General features: G+C 60.2%; 18 protein-coding genes. 12 read left to right on the top strand and 6 right to left on the bottom strand.

The features are described 5' to 3' along the window. Positions 1-270: 270 nt before the first annotated feature. The 11 genes from NKJ57_RS30270 to NKJ57_RS30220 all read left to right on the top strand — a co-directional run bounded on the left by NKJ57_RS30270 (position 271) and on the right by NKJ57_RS30220 (position 8,731). Entirely contained in the window at positions 271-444 is a 174-nt protein-coding gene (locus NKJ57_RS30270) for a Flp family type IVb pilin (protein ID WP_064980352.1), read from the top strand. 142 nt (positions 445-586) lie between these two features. Then, positions 587-760: a Flp family type IVb pilin gene (locus tag NKJ57_RS30265; protein WP_352513719.1), complete on the top strand. Its 174-nt coding sequence runs from the start codon at positions 587-589 to the stop codon at positions 758-760. A 95-nt stretch (positions 761-855) separates the two neighbouring features. After that, positions 856-1,911, top strand: a complete 1,056-nt coding sequence (gene cpaB / locus NKJ57_RS30260; protein ID WP_352513720.1) for a Flp pilus assembly protein CpaB — start codon at positions 856-858, stop codon at positions 1,909-1,911. Positions 1,912-1,965: 54 nt separating this feature from the next. After that, positions 1,966-3,411: a type II and III secretion system protein family protein gene (locus NKJ57_RS30255; RefSeq protein ID WP_352513721.1), complete on the top strand. Its 1,446-nt coding sequence runs from the start codon at positions 1,966-1,968 to the stop codon at positions 3,409-3,411. Continuing rightward, on the top strand, positions 3,398-3,694 hold the full coding sequence (locus tag NKJ57_RS30250) for a hypothetical protein (protein WP_352513722.1): 297 nt from the start codon (positions 3,398-3,400) through the stop codon (positions 3,692-3,694). Before NKJ57_RS30255 ends, NKJ57_RS30250 begins: the two co-directional genes overlap by 14 nt. Before the next feature lie 72 nt (positions 3,695-3,766). Further along, positions 3,767-5,227 (top strand): TadE/TadG family type IV pilus assembly protein, encoded by a 1,461-nt coding sequence (locus tag NKJ57_RS30245; RefSeq protein WP_352513723.1) that lies wholly within the window; start codon positions 3,767-3,769, stop codon positions 5,225-5,227. 5 nt (positions 5,228-5,232) lie between these two features. Then, positions 5,233-5,760, top strand: a complete 528-nt coding sequence (locus NKJ57_RS30240) for a TadE/TadG family type IV pilus assembly protein (protein ID WP_352513724.1) — start codon at positions 5,233-5,235, stop codon at positions 5,758-5,760. A gap of 41 nt (positions 5,761-5,801) precedes the next feature. Further along, positions 5,802-6,398, top strand: a complete 597-nt coding sequence (locus NKJ57_RS30235; RefSeq protein ID WP_245274436.1) for a TadE family protein — start codon at positions 5,802-5,804, stop codon at positions 6,396-6,398. Beyond that, the gene (locus NKJ57_RS30230; RefSeq protein ID WP_023738782.1) at positions 6,395-7,558 is read left to right on the top strand and encodes a CpaE/TadZ family protein; all 1,164 of its coding nucleotides are present in this window, start codon (positions 6,395-6,397) and stop codon (positions 7,556-7,558) included. Before NKJ57_RS30235 ends, NKJ57_RS30230 begins: the two co-directional genes overlap by 4 nt. Beyond that, positions 7,542-8,141 (top strand): L,D-transpeptidase, encoded by a 600-nt coding sequence (locus tag NKJ57_RS30225; protein WP_352513725.1) that lies wholly within the window; start codon positions 7,542-7,544, stop codon positions 8,139-8,141. The genes NKJ57_RS30230 and NKJ57_RS30225 overlap by 17 nt, the downstream gene beginning before the upstream one ends. Beyond that, entirely contained in the window at positions 8,138-8,731 is a 594-nt protein-coding gene (locus tag NKJ57_RS30220; RefSeq protein ID WP_352513726.1) for a hypothetical protein, read from the top strand. Before NKJ57_RS30225 ends, NKJ57_RS30220 begins: the two co-directional genes overlap by 4 nt. Before the next feature lie 23 nt (positions 8,732-8,754). Here NKJ57_RS30220 and NKJ57_RS30215 read toward each other — a convergent pair whose 3' ends face one another. Both NKJ57_RS30215 and NKJ57_RS30210 read right to left on the bottom strand, forming a co-directional pair. After that, the gene (locus NKJ57_RS30215; protein ID WP_352513727.1) at positions 8,755-9,294 is read right to left on the bottom strand and encodes a hypothetical protein; all 540 of its coding nucleotides are present in this window, start codon (positions 9,292-9,294) and stop codon (positions 8,755-8,757) included. 129 nt (positions 9,295-9,423) lie between these two features. Beyond that, a complete protein-coding gene (locus tag NKJ57_RS30210; protein ID WP_352561672.1) occupies positions 9,424-9,657 on the bottom strand; it encodes a hypothetical protein in 234 nt (77 codons plus the stop codon). Between the two features lie 192 nt (positions 9,658-9,849). On the opposite strand from NKJ57_RS30210, the gene NKJ57_RS30205 reads away from it, so the two are divergent. Beyond that, positions 9,850-10,188: an AIPR family protein gene (locus NKJ57_RS30205; RefSeq protein WP_023818926.1), complete on the top strand. Its 339-nt coding sequence runs from the start codon at positions 9,850-9,852 to the stop codon at positions 10,186-10,188. Here the strand turns inward: NKJ57_RS30205 and NKJ57_RS30200 are convergent. The 4 genes from NKJ57_RS30200 to NKJ57_RS30185 form a co-directional block, all read right to left on the bottom strand. After that, positions 10,128-10,526 (bottom strand): conjugal transfer protein TraD, encoded by a 399-nt coding sequence (locus tag NKJ57_RS30200; protein ID WP_352513729.1) that lies wholly within the window; start codon positions 10,524-10,526, stop codon positions 10,128-10,130. The genes NKJ57_RS30205 and NKJ57_RS30200 overlap by 61 nt on opposite strands. A 246-nt stretch (positions 10,527-10,772) precedes the next feature. Next, the gene (locus tag NKJ57_RS30195) at positions 10,773-12,110 is read right to left on the bottom strand and encodes an HlyD family type I secretion periplasmic adaptor subunit (protein WP_352513730.1); all 1,338 of its coding nucleotides are present in this window, start codon (positions 12,108-12,110) and stop codon (positions 10,773-10,775) included. Positions 12,111-12,129: 19 nt separating this feature from the next. Beyond that, positions 12,130-13,830: a type I secretion system permease/ATPase gene (locus tag NKJ57_RS30190; RefSeq protein ID WP_352573811.1), complete on the bottom strand. Its 1,701-nt coding sequence runs from the start codon at positions 13,828-13,830 to the stop codon at positions 12,130-12,132. Positions 13,831-14,004: 174 nt separating this feature from the next. Continuing rightward, entirely contained in the window at positions 14,005-16,719 is a 2,715-nt protein-coding gene (locus NKJ57_RS30185; RefSeq protein WP_352513732.1) for a beta strand repeat-containing protein, read from the bottom strand. Positions 16,720-16,745 lie beyond the last annotated feature (26 nt).

Here is a 16,745-nt window from a genome sequence, read left to right as displayed (position 1 = left end):
GCTGATCGACTAATATGTTCAGCCTTTTGCCGTAGCTGTGGCCGAATTGTGAATGAATGGTTAAGGGCGCTCCAAAAATTAATCGAATCAAGCTCTTGTCCAAATTTAAGTGGCTTCCGATTCGGTATTGAAAGGTTAAGGAACTGTTAATCCATTTGACTCTGCTTTTTCGCGGGACCTAGGATTGAGATGACGGGGGATGCTTGGGTATGGGGTTACATCCTTGGCTCTGTCTCGTCGGGTTCAAACCTCCAACAGGGAGAAATTGACATGAAGAAGCTCATGACGATGACCCGGCAGTTCCGCGACGACGAGAACGGCGCTGCAATGGTCGAATATACAATCCTGCTCGGCATCATCACCATCGCTGTGATCGCATCGATCATAACTGTTGGCGGTTGGGTCGGCGCCCGGTGGGTGACGCTGGCGGCCGCGCTGCCGTGATCTTGAGATATCATCGACGCCGGGGCATCCTCGGCGTCGATGATTGGGTAAGGCAGTCGACTGGTAGATGACGGGGGATGCTTGGGTATGGATTTCATCCTTGGCTCGTCTCGTCGGGTTCAACTCCAGAGGAGAAATTGGCATGAAAAAGCTCATGACGATGGCCCGGCAGTTCCGCGATAACGAAAACGGCGCCGCCATGGTCGAATACACCATCTTGCTCGGCATCATCACCATTGCTGTGATCGCATCGGTCATAACTGTCGGCGCATGGGTAGGTACCCAGTGGACGTCGCTGGCGGGAACGTTGCCGTGATATCTTGACACTGTTATCGACGCCGAGGGTGTCTTCAGCGTCGATGGACTGGGGTAGACGCAGCGAGCTGCGCAAACGCAATCGGGGCAAAGTCCATGCGCGCCAACACTGTCATCATGATCGTTCTCGCCGGCGTGTTCGGCGTGCTCGCGGTGGTGCTTGCCAATATCTGGCTGGCCAATCAACGGAGCGCCATGGCACGAACAGGAGATGTAGAGCGCGATACTGTGGTGGTGGCAGCAGTGGCGCTAAAGTTTGGTGACACGCTGTCGGCGGACAAGCTGCGTGTGGTCGATTGGCCGTCTGGTGCGGTTCCGGCCGGCGCCTTCAAGACGACGGAAGAACTTCTGACGAAAGACCTTCCTGCCGGCGGAGGCACTAAGCAGGCGTTGCAGTCGATCGGCGTCAACGAACCTGTCCTCGCCACCAAGATAACCGGCCCTGGCCAGCGCGCCACGCTGTCGGCGGTGCTTGGCGAAGGCATGAAGGCCGTTTCCATCAGGGTCAACGACGTCCTTGGAGTCGCCGGATTTGTCTTTCCTGGCGATCGGGTTGACGTGCTGCTGACGCGCAAGGTGCGCACTGCGGAGGGCGCGGACCAAAGTTTTGTCGACGTGCTGTTGCAGAGCATGAAGGTGCTCGCCGTCGACCAGGTAGCCGATGAGAGCAAAGACAGCCCGACAGTGGTGAAGTCGGTTACACTTGAGGTCAGCACCAAGGACGCCCAGAAACTTACGCTTGCCGCCGATGCCGGTCAGTTGTCGCTGGCGCTGCGCCAGGCCGCCGCCAGCAAGGGTGAGACGACGGAGCGTATTACGCTGTCGGACCTGACCGGCGACACGCCCGACGATGTCGCCAAAAGGCAGGCTGAACTTGCCAGGCAGGCAGCAGCCGACGCCGAGGCGGCAGCCGAGCGCAAGCGCGCCGACGATAAGATTGCCGGACTGGCCCAGGCCGTCGAACGAGTAGGAAGCAAGCTCGACGATTTGAGCAAGGTCAAGCCGGCTCCGGCGGTGGCCTCAGCACCCGAAGTTCAGGAAGTCGTCAAGGAAGTGATCAAGTATGTGACCCCCGAGCCACCGGCGCGGGCGACGGTCGGCGTATTTCGGGGTGTCAAGCTCGAGACATATGACGTGCCGCGACAACCATGATAAGGTGCGGCCAACAAAATAGGGCTGCGTCGGCAGCGAGTGGGGAGTTTGGGGATGCGGAGGTCTTGGTTAAAGGTAGCGGCGGCCGCGTTGTCGTGTCTGGCCGCACTATTGCCATCGAGCCTTGCGGCTGATGCAGCAGACCGTTTCATCGATGTGTCAAACCCAAGCGTCCATCGGATTTTCCTGCCGATGTCACAGTCGGTGACGCTCCAGGTGAGCGCCAATCTCGGTGACATCGTCGTTGGCGACGAGAAGATCGCCGATGCCCAGCCGATGACCGACCGGACGCTTTACGTCATTGGCAAGAGCGCCGGCACCACCACGGTCAATCTCTTCTCCCCGGACAAGCGCTCGCTTGGTGTCATCCAGATCGAGGTGGGCGTCGACGTCAGCGACATGGCTCAGGCGATCCGCCAGGTGGCGCCCAGGGCGCGCATCGAAATCGGTTCGATCAACGGCAAGGTCAGGCTTGGCGGCCATGTCAAGGATGGCGCGACACTGGCGTCGATCCTTGAGGTCGCGCAGCAGTATGGCCCCGACGCCATCATCAATTCCGTCATCGTCGACGACAGCCAGCAGGTGAATCTCGAGGTCCGCGTGCTGGAGGCCAAGCGGAACGCCGGCCGCGACCTCGGCGTGTCGATCAGGAGCACAAATGGCAGCGGCACAACCCGTACAGGGACAGGCGTTGCGGCCGTCGACGAAGATGATGTGGTGCTGGGACCTGGGAACCTGCTCACCGGCCTGCTGTCGGGCAGCAATCCGTTTGCAGCGCTGATCACCCGCGTTATCGACAGCAACATCAAGGTCGACCTGATTATCGAGGCACTCGAGAACAAGGGCGTTGTGCGCACGCTTGCAAATCCCAACTTGACAACGCTTTCCGGGGAGCCTGCAAGCTTCAACGCCGGCGGCGAAGTGCCTATCCGTGTCATCGGCAATGATGGCCAGGTAACCATCACGTACAAGCAATTCGGCGTCAATCTGCTGTTCACGCCGGTCGTACTCGACGACGGCAAGATCCATATGAAGCTGGCGCCGGAAGTGAGTGACCTCAACGGTTTCACCACCGCCGGCGACCCGATCTTTACCAACCGCAAGCTGGAAACAGTCGTCGAACTGCGCGACGGCCAGAGTTTCGCTGTTGGCGGCTTGTTGTCCAGCAAGACCACCAAGCTGCAGAACCAGGTGCCATGGCTCGGCCAGGTGCCGGTCATCGGCACCCTGTTTCGAAATTCGAGCAATCAGAAGGAAGAGACCGAACTCGTCGTCATCGTCACGCCGCATATCGTGCGGCCGGTGAAGCCCGGCGAGCAACTCGCGACGCCGTTCGACAAGACACGGCCGGCCAACGATCCGGAATTCTTCGTGCTCGGCCAGCTCGAGGTGAACAAGGATATGATCCGAAGATATGAAACGGGTGATGGCGTGACCGGCCCCTATGGCCACATGCTGGACTTCAAATCGAAGGACAAGATGCTCTATGTCAAGAAATAGCGTCCTGATCCTCCTCTTGTGCGCCGGTGCACTATCGGGCTGCGCCGCCGATTATCTGAACAACTACGATTCGGTGACGCTGGCCGCCGGGGATACGCAAAAATACAATTCGCTGCTGCAGACGGTCGACCCATTCAATCCTGCGTCCAAAAATACGAGGATCGAAGGCGACGGCGCGCGCGCCGCCGCTGTTGCAAACAGCTACAAATTTCCGCCACCGCCGCCCCCCCCGCCGGCCATCACCGTCAACGTCGGAGCGCCGGCCTCCAACACGGTGGAATGAACAGAAGGATGCGGTTTCAGTGCGCCAGGCACAACGAGGAAACCTGGCATCAGGGGAGCAAAGAGTAAAGCCATGCTGCGAACCATTCGCGCGTTCTGGCACGATCAGAGGGGAATAGCGCTGATACTCGTCAGCGTCATGCTGCCAGCCATCATCGGCTTCTCGCTGCTGGCGATCGATATGAGCCGGGTCAACAATTTGCATAATGATCTGCAGAAAGGCGCGGACGCGTTTGCCCTTGCCGCGGCTGCTGAGCTTGATGGTCAATCCGACAGCATCACCAGAGGTGACCACGCCCTGGCTACGCTTGTGGCCAACAACTACACCTTCTCGACTGTAGGTTCAGGTGTCCCGCAGACGCTGGCTGCCGCCGGGGTGACGCGACGCTATCTCCGGTCTTTGCCTGCATCCGACAATTTGCCGATAGCTTCGGCCAATATCATCACGGATGAAATCACGGACGCCAAGAATGCCCGCTTTATCGAGGTGACGGTGACCCCAGTCGGCTTCGCTGCAATCTTCCCAGCATCGTTCTTGACCGGCAACTCCGCGAGCAATTCCTTCAATGTGAGCGCGGTCGCGGTAGGCGGCTTCAAATCGAGCGTCTGCGACTACACCCCGGTCTTCATGTGCAATCCCTACGAAGATACGAGCCTCACCGGTGGTGTAACGTTGGAAATGGCTGCCAATCAGCTGCAGTATCGCCGTCGCCAAATACTTCTGCGAGATAATGGCTACTACCAACCTGGTAACTTCGCCTTTCTTGCTTCGCCAGAGGGTAACGGCGCGAACGCATTGGAAGCGTCGCTCGCCCGCGTGAAGCCGGTCGGCTGCTATGCCCAAGATGGTGTTGACACCGAACCGGGACAAAGCACCGGCCCCGTGCAAGACGGGCTGAATGCCCGCTTCGGTATCAGCAAAAGTTACATTGGAACGTCGACTGGCCCAGCGGCCAATGTCCGGATGGGGCTCAAAAACATCAACTGCAACAACGGCCAAACCGACTTTGAGACCGACCCAACAAAGGGTGTCGGCTTGGAGCGAGACTCCTGCCAGATCACCGGCACCTGCAGCCTGATGGGCGGCCGTATGGGCACCGGCGATTGGAATGCCAGCCGCTACTGGACCGTCAATCATTCGACACGCGGCGCTTTGCCTTCATCGCTCGTGGGAGCCACCCGCTACGAAATGTATCGCTACGAGCTTAACCCCGACGGGAACCCCGCGACCAACGACAGCATCGCTGGAGATGCAGCGGTAAGCGGAGAAACCGGTAATCCGTCCTGCGGCCAGACACCGGTCACAAGCGTAGACCGGCGCGTCCTCTACGGTGCCATCATCGACTGCAATGCAATCGGGGGGTTCAACGGTCGCGCCAACAATATTCCAGTTCGCGCTTTCGGCAGCTTCTTCATCACCGAGCCTATCAAGGACAGCAAGGACATTTATGTCGAGCTGATCGACATCACCGGCAAGGGTGGGCGCGGCACGCTCGATAATTTCCTGCGCGACGAAGCACAGCTCTACCGGTGACGGCGATGATCAGAACCCTGTTCCGTCATCTCGATCGATTTCGACGCGACCACGGCGGGGCGGTGCTCGTCGAAATGACGCTGATCACGCCGCTGATGCTGATCCTGTCGGCTGGCGTGTTCGAATTCGGCAATCTGATCCACGACAAGCTGCTGATGGAGGCCGGGCTTTCGGACGGTGCTCGCTATGCAGCGCGCTGCAATAGCCAGATTTATACCGACTATGCCGATGCGGGCTTCACTGCGATCAACTGTGCGGACGTCGCCACAAACATCGCGGTGTTCGGCAACGCGGACGGGACACCACCCTCGCGTGTCGCCGGCTGGCAGAAATCGAACGTCACGGTGACTAGCGGGTCTTGCCACGACGCCGTGGAGGCCGGTGTTACCAAGTATCGCTCCACCACAGCACAGGTCTGCGTCGTCAGGGCGGCAGGCACTTTCGCATATACAGGCGTCGGGATGCTGTCATTCATCAACGTCAGCCCGATCACCTTGAGCGGCTTCCATGAGGAGCGGTTGATCCGGTTCTGAAAATGATCAGGCGTTTCGCAACATCGGAGGACGGCGCGGCGATGGTCGAGATCACCATCGTGTCGACGCTGCTGTTTACGCTTGTCCTGGGCTTCGTCGATTTCGGCTACGCACTGTATCAGTGGAACGCGGCGACCAAGGCCGTGCAGGTCGGTGCCCGGCTGGCGTCGATCTCCGATCCGGTTGTCAGCAATCTGACTGCCGCCGCCCCCACCTCGGTGCCGGGTGCCCCCGTACGGGCCGGCATCTATGGTCCGTTTGTCTGCTCGTATACCGGAACCACGGGTGCATGCAGCAATGGCGGCGCATTCGATGCTGCCGCCTTCAGCCGTATCTTCCGAGGCGACACTGCAAACACCGCCAACGACGTCTGTCCCGCCTTGGCCGCCAACCAGCGGCCAGGAATGTGTCATTTCTTCCCGGGCCTGCTGCGCAGCAACGTTGTCATCACCTATTCCGCCACGGGCCTCGGCTTCCAGACGCGGCTGGGCGGACCAGTGCCGACAATCAGCGTAAGCCTGCAGAACAGGAGCTTCCAATTCTTCTTCCTGAACGGACTGATGGGTTTCGCCGATATCAACATGCCCTCCATGCTGAGCACGGTCACGGGCGAAGATTTGAAGAGTACTGCGTCATGAATGCCATCAACACCAAGGTTACACCGACCAAGCGAAAGCAGGTGGCGCTGTTCTCGTCGGATCCGAATTTCAAGCGCGATGTGGCGACGCGGCTCGATGCGCTGGCGATCTACGACGTCAGGGTTTCCGAGACGAGCGACTTCCTTAGGGGGCCGCCCGCGGATACGCGCCCCGGCATCGTCATCCTCGACCTCGGCAATGGCGAGTTGCTCGGAAGGCCGGGCATCGTCGAGGCGCGCGCCCTTTGGGCAACCGTGCCGCTGATCGCGGTCTCCGACGAGCTGTCGTCGGAGCAGACACGAGTGCTGGTGCGCATGAACGCTTCGGACTGGCTGCACAAGCCGCTCGACGGCAAGGAACTGCTCAACGCCGTGACCTTCCACGACACCGGCAACCAGGGAACGAAAAGCCGCATCATCACTTTCATCAGCGCCAGCGGCGGCGCCGGCGCGACGACGCTCGCTTTGTCGGCGGCCGAATTCCTGGCGTCGAAATCGAAGGAACGCGGGGCTTCCACCTGCCTGGTCGACCTCGATTTCCAGAGCGCCAATTGCGGCGCCTATCTCAACCAGTTCAACCAGTTCGACCTTGGCGGCATTATCGGCCAGCCGGAGAGGCTCGACGTCGAGTTGATGGATGTCATCAAGCTCTCGCGCCCGTCCGGGCTGACGCTCTATTCCTTCGAGAGGCCGCAATTGCCTTTCGAGCCGCAGGGCAGTGATTTTGTCTTCCGGCTCCTCGACCTCGTCGCCTACCGGTTCGACGACATCGTCATCGACCTGCCGAACATCGAGACGCCTTGGCACAATTCCGTGCTGTCGACGAGCGATGAGATATTCATCGTCTTCGAACTCAACGTCGCCTCACTGCGGCAAGGCAAACGGCTCTACAAGAAGATCCGTGAGTTGCGTGGCAATGCTGTCAGCATCACGCTGGTCGCCAACAAGCACAAGCGCAAATGGTTCGGCAACCACTTTTCGCGCAGCGAACTCGAAAAGATCTTCAAGGCGCCGCACATCAAGTCGGTCGCGCTGGACAATGCGCTTCTGACCGATGCGTTGAACCGTGCTATCCTGCCTGCCGAGGTGGATGGGCGTGCGCGCTTCAACAAGGACCTCAAGCGGATGTTCAAAGAGCGGCTCGATGACGCTGCCAAATAGGGGGCGGCCAAGTAGGTATCGGATTGGCCCGGGATTGGCCTATGTCATGAGCATTGCGCTGATGATGCTGGTCCAGGATTTCGCCAGCGCACGATCGGCACTTTCGGATCGGCCGCCGCTGCCGGCAATGGGACCCAGCCTGCGCAAGACTGTTGCCTTCGAGACGACAGAACAGCCCGGAACGATCGTTATCCGCAAGGGCGAGAAAGCGCTTTATCTGGTGAGCCGACAGGGCCAGGCGCTTCGCTATCAGATCAGCGTCGGACGCGACGGATTTGGCTGGACCGGAGTGGTCGAGGTGGGGGCGAAGACCGAATGGCCGGAATGGCGCCCACCCCGCGAGATGCGCGCCCGCCAGCCGGACCTGCCGCAAATGGTGCCTGCCGGTCCTTACAATCCACTTGGCGCCAGGGCGCTCTATCTGCTTCGGAACGGGCGTGACACGCTCTATCGGATACACGGAACCAACGATCCCAAGGGTGTTGGCTTCGATGGAACATCGGGGTGTTTTCGCCTTACCAACACCGATGTGATCGATCTCTTCAAGCGCGTCGCGATCGGCGCAAAGGTGGTGGTTCAATGACGATGATCAGCGAACCGGACATGCCGGCAATCGAGATTGGGACAGCAGCCCGCACCGGAGAGCAGGCTGTCGTTGGGAAACCGAGCGACAAAAGCATTATCGGCGCGGTCATCATCGGCACGTCCCTGCTCACCTTGGTGAATATGGTAGCCGCGGTTTATCTATACCGCGGCATCAGCGATATGCGCCTTTTGGAAGGGCGCCTGGAACAACTAGGCACGTTCGAACAACGAATCGGGGGCCGGCTGGACATGGTCAACAACGGTTTTCAGAGCCGATTTGAAAAACTGGACAGTCAGCTGCAGAGCAGCTTTGGCGAAATCAACCGGAGCATGGCCCGGCTGGCACAGAACCAGCCTCTTGCACGTGACGAAGTCATGTCGAGCCCAACGGAACCTTCGATGGTCGCGACCGGCAGCATGGCGGAGGCGCCTGCTGTTCTCGATGGTGAAGACGCGACCGAGCCCAGCGTCGTCGATACACCGCGTCCGCCCAAAAGGAGGATTGCAGCTGCAGCGCCTGCCCCAAGCCCCGACTACCAGCGCATAGAGCAGGCCGACGGCAAGGTTTACTACCGGAAGATCAACTAACGCCGGAAAAAGGTGGGGCTATCCTAGAGATCTCGCTGCAGAGCAACGAGCCTAGCGGCCAGCGCTTCGGACCGCTGTCGGGTTTCGCTGAGGAAGATGACATGGCAGTAGGTGCATGCCGTCACGCCCAGAAACAGCACAAGGCTGTTCTTCAAGGTGAAATCGACCGTTAGTTGGAACGGAAGGCCGCCGGGTACCGTGAAAGAGGCGATCGTGCTGGCTGTTTCGGAATGGCTGGTGACAGCGATCATCATCCCGGCGAAAAGCAGGGCGACGTGGTTGGCAAGGAAGAAGAACGCGGCCGACCTTCTTGTGCGGCACGCCATCCAGCAAGCGGTCGACGCGGCGGCCAGCATCAAGGCATCAAAAACCATCGACGACCCGAGATAAAGATCGACCTGTTGCCAGAACATCGTCGACAGCGGCCTTAGTTCAAGCCAAAACCGCCACATTGTGGGACTGGCCGGATATGCTCCCAGCAAGAAAGTCGCCATGCGCTCCCCTGCCAAGATCAGCAGGATCAGAGCTGGGAAGGCAAAGAGCATTATCGACTTGCGCTTCATGTCACCCTCGACAAACTGGCAACAAGATAGCTTGCAGAGATTGAGCGAGGCTTAACGGAGCGTTGGTGGTCCTGCGGCGGCGCAGCCAGCGGCGCAAGCCAGCTGCATATCAGAAAGCGCCATTCGCCATCAGTTGTTTTGGCTGAGCACGAGCGTCACCACCTTCGGCTCGACTCGTTGCAGACATCGTTCCGGAATATTGGGCCACATCGCCTTGGCGCATCCCTCTTCGCCTGGCGCCGGCGCCAGCGAGAGTTCTGAGTTACGGGCTTCCTCGGCGGTCGTAAGGAAGACCTGTGTAGCCAGCGCGGTCGCCATGGATACCTGGACGAGGATAAGGGCGTAAGCGAAACTTCTGATCATCCGCTCGAAACGCCGAACGCGCGAGCTGGTTCCAATGGCCTGCCCACCGGGTAACCACGATCGCGATTTTTGCGCTTCAGTGCCTTAGCAGTCATCGAATTCTTAGATAGCAAACCTTCGTCCATGTCCCAGCTCCTCGCCCAGACCGCGGAAACGGACGCGGTGGTTGTGGGCTCAACGTAGGTCTTGCCATTGCTGATCAGCGTGATTGCGCGGCAGACGACCGGTTCGATCTTCCGCGCGTGGCGCAAGGAGGATGTGGACGCGAGCCGCCTCCAAGTGCCGCTCAAGATTATCGAGATTCTGGACGATGGTGACATCGAGGAGATCGCGCCGCGCGTCTCCCAGTCGGCCAACAATCAGAACGAGGTCGACATGGCCGACTTCTCGTCCAATCATCGCTTCCACCGACGGATGCAGGAGCTTTCGGGTCGATCTGGGCGCGCCCGGCGGGCGGTATGCAACGTCAGTCACGCTGGTTCTACGAACGTGCGCGCGGTAGCGACGAAAGCTTCCTGCGCGGGCGTTTGACTGCGGCGTCGGCGCTGGCGCACCGGAGAAGTCTGCTGTTCGGGCTTCGTGCCGGCCGCTGCTCGCGCCAACTGTGGGTAAGTTCGCCGTCCCATCCGCTCGTCACGCCCTTCAGCATCGAACGCCTGGCTACCCTTCTCAGTCCATAATCGTTGTGCTTGCTCGCCTTCTGGGCTCTGGACCTTCGCGGTCATCCAGAGCATCGCGCCGTAGTTGGCAGCGCGATCGTAGTTGGTCAGATTAACGATGCCTGCCTTGACGAGGAGGCCGATCGGTAATGCGATGGATTTTTTGCACGAACATACACGAACAAACATATCAATTTGTGTTGCAGCCATGTTGCAGGGACAGCAAGGAATGGGCCGAGACATGCCCGGAAAGAAAGGATTTAAGCGACAGAGAGCCGGAAAGTTCGTGCAACATGGAACTACCCCAACCGTAATCGCCAGAAATCGAAATAAGCTCCCGGATGGGTTGGGCCGCCTTGGACATGGCGCAGACCATCGAATAAGATGGGTCTCGCCACCTACCTTGGACCGCGTCCGCAAATTGAAAAAACGCGAATATGTTGGGCCCGAAGCTCGTTACTTCTGGCGAAACGCGGAGTGGAACGACACAGCCAGCGGGCCTAAAATGTAGTCGAGTGCGGTGCGTTCCTCGGTGACGATCATGACTGACGCCGGCATGCCCGGATAAAGCGCAATCTGTGGGGCCGCGGCCAATTCCGCGGGATCGACCGCTACGTCGGCAAGATAGTAGGGAAGCCCGGTTTTGCTGTCGGTGACGCGATCCGCCGAAATGCGGGTGACCCGTCCATGAATGATCGGTATCGAACGCTGCTTGTAGGACGTGAAGCGGACCTCGGCCGTCATGTCGGCGCGCAGGCTGGATATGTCCTCGACCTTCACCTGCGCCTGAACGACCAACGAATTCCTAGCCGGCACGATGTCGAGGATGGTCTGGCCGGGGGCGACGATCGCGCCGGTCGAGAAAACGGTGAGATTCATCACCTGGCCGTCATAGGGCGCCCGCACTTCGGCGCGGTCGACCGTGGCTTGCGCGGCGAACATTTTCGGTACCAGGTCGGCGAGGTTGGACTGGGCGTCGATCAGCATGGTTGAGAGTTTTGCGCGGCGCTCGTTGGTGAGCTGCGCAATCTGGCTTTCAAGCTCGGCCTTACTCTGGCGGTTTCCGGCTATATCGCCGAGAGTCTGGTCGATCAGGCCCTGCAGGTCGGAGGCGGAGCGGTCGAGCTCCAGGACACGCGTGCGCGTTGTCAGGCCGGCCTTCAGCAACTTGTTGAGGCCTGCCTTTTCGTCAATCGTCGACTTGAGCTGCGCACGAAAAGATTCGACGCGCGCCTGCTTTCCATCGATCTGCTCGTCGAGTTCGGCTATCCGTTTCTGCAGGATCTGCTTGGCACCGGCCATCGAGGCGCGCTGGCTCCCGAGGTCGGCAATTTGGTTGGCCATCGCGTCCTGCAGATAGGCCTGGTGCTCAGCGGTGATGTCCTTCGGAAAGGCGACTGCCTCATGGCCGTCGAGCTCCGCACGAATGCGGGCATCGGTAGCGCGCAACAACGCATATTGCTGCGAATAGAGGTTGAATTCGGAACGGGCGTGCGTGTCCTCGAGCACCACCAGCACATCGCCTGCCTTGACGATGTCGCCATCCTTGACGCGGATCTCCTTCACCGTGCCGCCGTCGAAATGCTGTACGCTCTTTCGATTACCTTCCACCTTGACGACAGCGTCGGCGAGCACGGCGCCGTTCAGCGGGGCAAAAGCCGCCCAGCCGCCGAAGATGCCGAAGAAGGCAATGATGATCAGCAGGCCGACACAGGCCGGCACCCGGATCGAATCCGGGGCCAGGATACCGGTTTCGCCGGACAGGCTCCGGTAGGTGAGGGCGCCGTCGCTCATCGATCTCTCCGGCCACAGCTCATTGGGTTGCCACCGCCATTCGAGCCGCGCGCTGGTTGAGCAGCGCCACGATCTCGTTTCTCATGCCGAAGGCCTCGACGGCGCCATCGCGCAACAGAAGGATCTTGTCGACATTGGCCAAGGTCGAAGGCCGGTGCGAGACGATGATCACTGTGCTGCCGCGGCGCTTGAGCTCGATCGCGCACTCGCTCAGCGCGCGGTCGCCATCGGCGTCGAGATTGGAGCTCGGCTCGTCGAGAATGATCAGGTTCGGCGTTCCGAATACCGCACGAGCAAGAGCAATCCGCTGCCGATATCCTCCCGACAGCACTGCGCCGCCTTCGCCGATCTGGGTCTCGTAGCCCTGCGGCAGACGGATGATCATCTCGTGCACGCCGGCGAGCCGCGCGGCGGCTATCACCTCCTGGTCGACATTGGTCTTGAAGCGGCCGATGTTGGCGGCGACCGTATCGGCGAAGAGTTCGATATCCTGCGGCAGGTAGCCGATGTGGTCGCCGAGCGCGTCGTGCCCCCACTGCGACAGGTCGGCCCCGTCCAGCCTGACGGTGCCGCGGCTGGGTTGCATGACGCCCGCGAGATGACGCGCCAGCGTCGACTTGCCGGCGCCGGAAGGGCCGACGATTCCCAGCGCCTCGCCTGCGTCCAGCCGGAATGATACGTCGCGGAGAAGCACTTTCTGCTGGCTGGCAATTGCAAAGCTGACCTGCTCGACCGAAATCTTGCCGGTGGGCTTCGGCAGGTTGAAAGATCTTTCGTTCAGCGCGCCCCCGTCGACCAGCTTCTCGACCCTTGCCAACGCCGCCCGGGCCAGGATCAGGCTGCGCCAAAGGCCGACGATCTGCTCGACCGGCTGTAGCCCACGGCCCAGCAAGAGGCTCGCCGCAAACATGGTGCCGCCGGTGATCTGCCGCTCGATCACCAGATAGGCGCCGAGGCCGAGGATCAGCGACTGCATGGTGAGCCGCAGGAACCGGATCAGGCCGGACATCAGGGCGGCGCGATCGCTTGCCTCCGCTTGGCGCCGCAGCGCCAGGTTACGGTCGCGCCCCCAGCGGCGGATGAGACCGTCGATCATCCCCATGGCGCGAACGACTTCCGAGTTTCTGAGGCTCATTTCGGTAAAATTATAATTGGTCGTCGCCAGGTCGTTGGCCTGCTTCAGCGGCGAACGCACGAGATACTCGGTGAGCACGGCCATGGCGATCAAGAGCAGCGAGCAGCCCAGCGCGAAGAAGCCGAGCCACGGATGCAGCAGGAAGATGATGCCGATGTAGATGGGTGACCATGGCAGGTCGAACAGGGCATGGATGCCGCTGCCGGTGATCACCTGCCTGAACGTGTCGAAATCGCGGATCGGCTGGCTTTGTGAGGAGCCCGGCGACGGGGTCTCGACCGACGCGGCGAGGACTTTTGCCGACAGCAACCGGTCGAGCCGCGCGCTGGCACGCGTCAGGATGGAGGCGCGCACCAGATCGAGGCCGGCCAACGAAAGGAAGGCCGCCAGCAACACCAGGGTCAACATCACCAGCGTGGTTTCGCTGCCGCTGGTGACCACCCGGTCGTAGATCTGCAGCATGTAAAGCGGGGACGCGAGGTAGAGCAGATTGATCGCCAGACTGAATGCCGCCGCAACCAGGAAATAGCGGCGGCACGCCAGCAAGGCGTCCTTCACAATCTTGGATTTGTTGTCGAGACTCAAATACCCAGCGGAAAACCGCCCCCCTGTCCACGCCCGGAACCGATACTACTCCTGATCGTCCAATCGGCCACGTGGTTCCCTTCCTATTCTTGCCGTAAACCTTAATTCGTAAGCTGAATCAGGAGCCCGCAGCATGAGGAGAGCCGCGCCTATCCGTGCGGCTCTCCTTTTGGTTCACATCACAAAGTCGCTCACTTGCACCACCGTCCTGCCGGTGCCGTCGTCGGCAAGTGTGAAGCTGTGGGCATCGTAGACGCCGAGCAGGTGGAGCGTGGCGTTGTGCGTGCCGTCCGTGACGGTCAACGTCCCTCCGGCGCCGTCGAGGTCCGCCTGATAGGCAGCGGACGTTCCGGTGCCGAACAGGATGTCTTCGAGGTTCACCTTGTCGTCACTGGTGATGCCGGCGATGCTTCCGCTGAAATCGAAGGAATCGTCCAGCTGCAATGTGCCGGCGGCATCCGCCGCGAACTTGACGTCGGTTGAAGAGGCCGCACCGAACTCAAGCTTCGACAGATCGCCGATCGTGGCATCGCCGTCGCCAGTGACCTGGCCGTTAATGGCAATATTGCCGCCATTGGCCCAGATCATGCCGGAATTCGCCAGCCCGCCGGTGATCGTAAGGCCGCCGGAGCCGGTTGCCTCCAGCGTTCCCGAATTGACGACGACGCTGCCTCCGGTGTCGATGACCAGCGCGTTCGAGCCGGTGGCGATGATGGTGCCGCTGTTGTCAAGGCTGAGCATCCCGCCGCCCAGCTGACCGGCGCCTGAGATGGTGTTGTCGACATTGACCAGAGTGACGTCCGGCCCCGTGCCGGAGATGACGTTGGCGGCGCTGTCGGACAGCAGGATCTGCCCGCCACCCTGCAGGGTCACGCCATGCTGGATGACCTGCAACAGCGTATCGCCGCCGCCCGAGTCAAGCGTGATGAGACCGCTGTTGTTGATAATGCCACTCAGCGGCAGCAAAGCGCCGTCGCCGATCGTCATGGTGCCGGAATTGTTGACCAACGGTGTCTGGTCGAAGACGAAATTGCTTCCGGTGAGTGCGCTCGAGTGCACGCCGTCGAGCATGATCGACTGCCCGTCGCCAAGCGTGATCACCGCGTTGCCGTTGGCGTCGTCCGCCATATGCGCCTGGACATCGGCGAAGCCAACAAAGCCGGAATAGCCGATCAGATCGATCTTGTCCGCCGCCGCATCGAAGCTGTGGACTGTGTCATTGCCGATCGGCTGCGAGAAGACGAACAGGTCGTTGCCGCTTGAGCCGGTCAGCACGTCGTCGCCGGACCAGGCGAAGATCGGCGAGCCCGGCGCGTAGGCTTCGACATTGTCGACGATCAACGCGCTGCCGGTCGTGCCGTCTGCGTTGGTCCAGGTCATCTGGACGTCGAGCACGGCTGCGCCGGTGAATTCGGAAGGCGTGGTGACGGTCAGCGATTGCACGTCGTTCGTGTTAACCGTCCACGTGCCGTCGCCGTTGTTAGTGCCTTCATTCAAAGTCCACCCCGAAGGAACGCCGGCGATTGTGACTAAGACGGGGACAAGATTCGCCGACGGTGCGGTCAGGGCAAGATTGATCGGCTCTCCGGCGATGCCGGCGGGCGCTACAGCCAGGCCACCAGTATCCAGGAAATCGCCTGCCGCCACCGACGGGGTGCCTGCTAGATGGATTTCGAGCAGCCCAGAGTTGCCTTGCGCCAGGGCACCGGCGGTCTGGTTGGCGTAGACAATCGTCTGATTGGTGGCGCTGTCAAAATGCCAGGCGATAGTATGCGCCGCGACATTTGCGACCCCCACGTCGCTCGTTTTAAACGCCGTGAAAGCCGAAGCGATAAAGCTCGTCAAATCGATCTTGTCCGTCCCCGAAGTGAAATCGGCGATCGTGTCATAATTGGCAACGTTGTTGACAATGCCGGACTGGGAGTCGGTGATGGCATTGTACTTGAACGTATCGCTTTGCCCGCCCCCCGCCAGAAAATCGCCTCCGCCATTTCCAATAAGGGTGTCGGTCCCAGCACCAGCGATAATTCCGTCGAAGCCGGAGCCCCCCGCGATGGTGTCAGTTCCATTTAGACCGTAGAACAAATTAATTCCGGTTGTGGCCGATAGCGAGTCGTTACCGGTTCCTCCAGCTATAACATTGACTGGCACCGATAAGGTATTGGCCCCAAACGTAACTGTCACAGTGAGATGGTAAGTCGCGTTTGAGCCTACGTTAGATGTCCCGGTCGACAGCAGGCCTGTAGTCGAGTTGATAGCGAAGCTGTTGTTGTCGCCTACGTTGCTGGGGAGCGAGAAGGTATAGGTGTTCGCGTTAGGGTTCCCGATGACATTGAAAATTCCAAGGTCAGTGTTCTTGTTGAGCTGATTTCCGGATTCAAGATTACTGATTTGCGCTGAAGTCAAGGTCACCGCGAGGCCTGCCACCGCGACAGTGAAGTTCGAGCTCGGACCGGACAGCGCATGATTGTCAGTGGCCTGAACTCCGATCGTGTAGGAGCCCGCATTGAGACTCGAGCTGTCGGCGACGGTCACTACGCCGGTCGCCGAGTTGATAGCGAACAGATTGTTGGGATTGCTCGTAAAGCTATAGGTAACCGTGTCTCCGGCGTCGGGATCGGTCGAATTTGCCGTGACCCCGATAAGCGTGCCATTCGCGGCGTTCGCGGCAACGAAATTGTTCGCGCTGTTGGTATCGGTAGGCGCCGTCGGCGCCTCGTTGACGTTGGTGATGCTCAGCACCACGGCCTTGCTGGCGATCAGGCCGCCGCCGTCGGTGTCCACGACATTGAAGCTGTAGGAACTCTTGGCCTCGAAGTTGGCCGAGGTGTTGAGCGTGACTTGCCCACTGGAATTGATGCTCAACAGCGACGCATCGGTGCCGGTCAAGCTCCAGGTCTTGGTATTGTTCGGCG

This window comes from Mesorhizobium sp. M0077 (assembly GCF_040322955.1).
In the GTDB taxonomy this organism is placed as follows: domain Bacteria; phylum Pseudomonadota; class Alphaproteobacteria; order Rhizobiales; family Rhizobiaceae; genus Mesorhizobium.
This window is presented reverse-complemented; position numbering and strand designations above follow the sequence as displayed.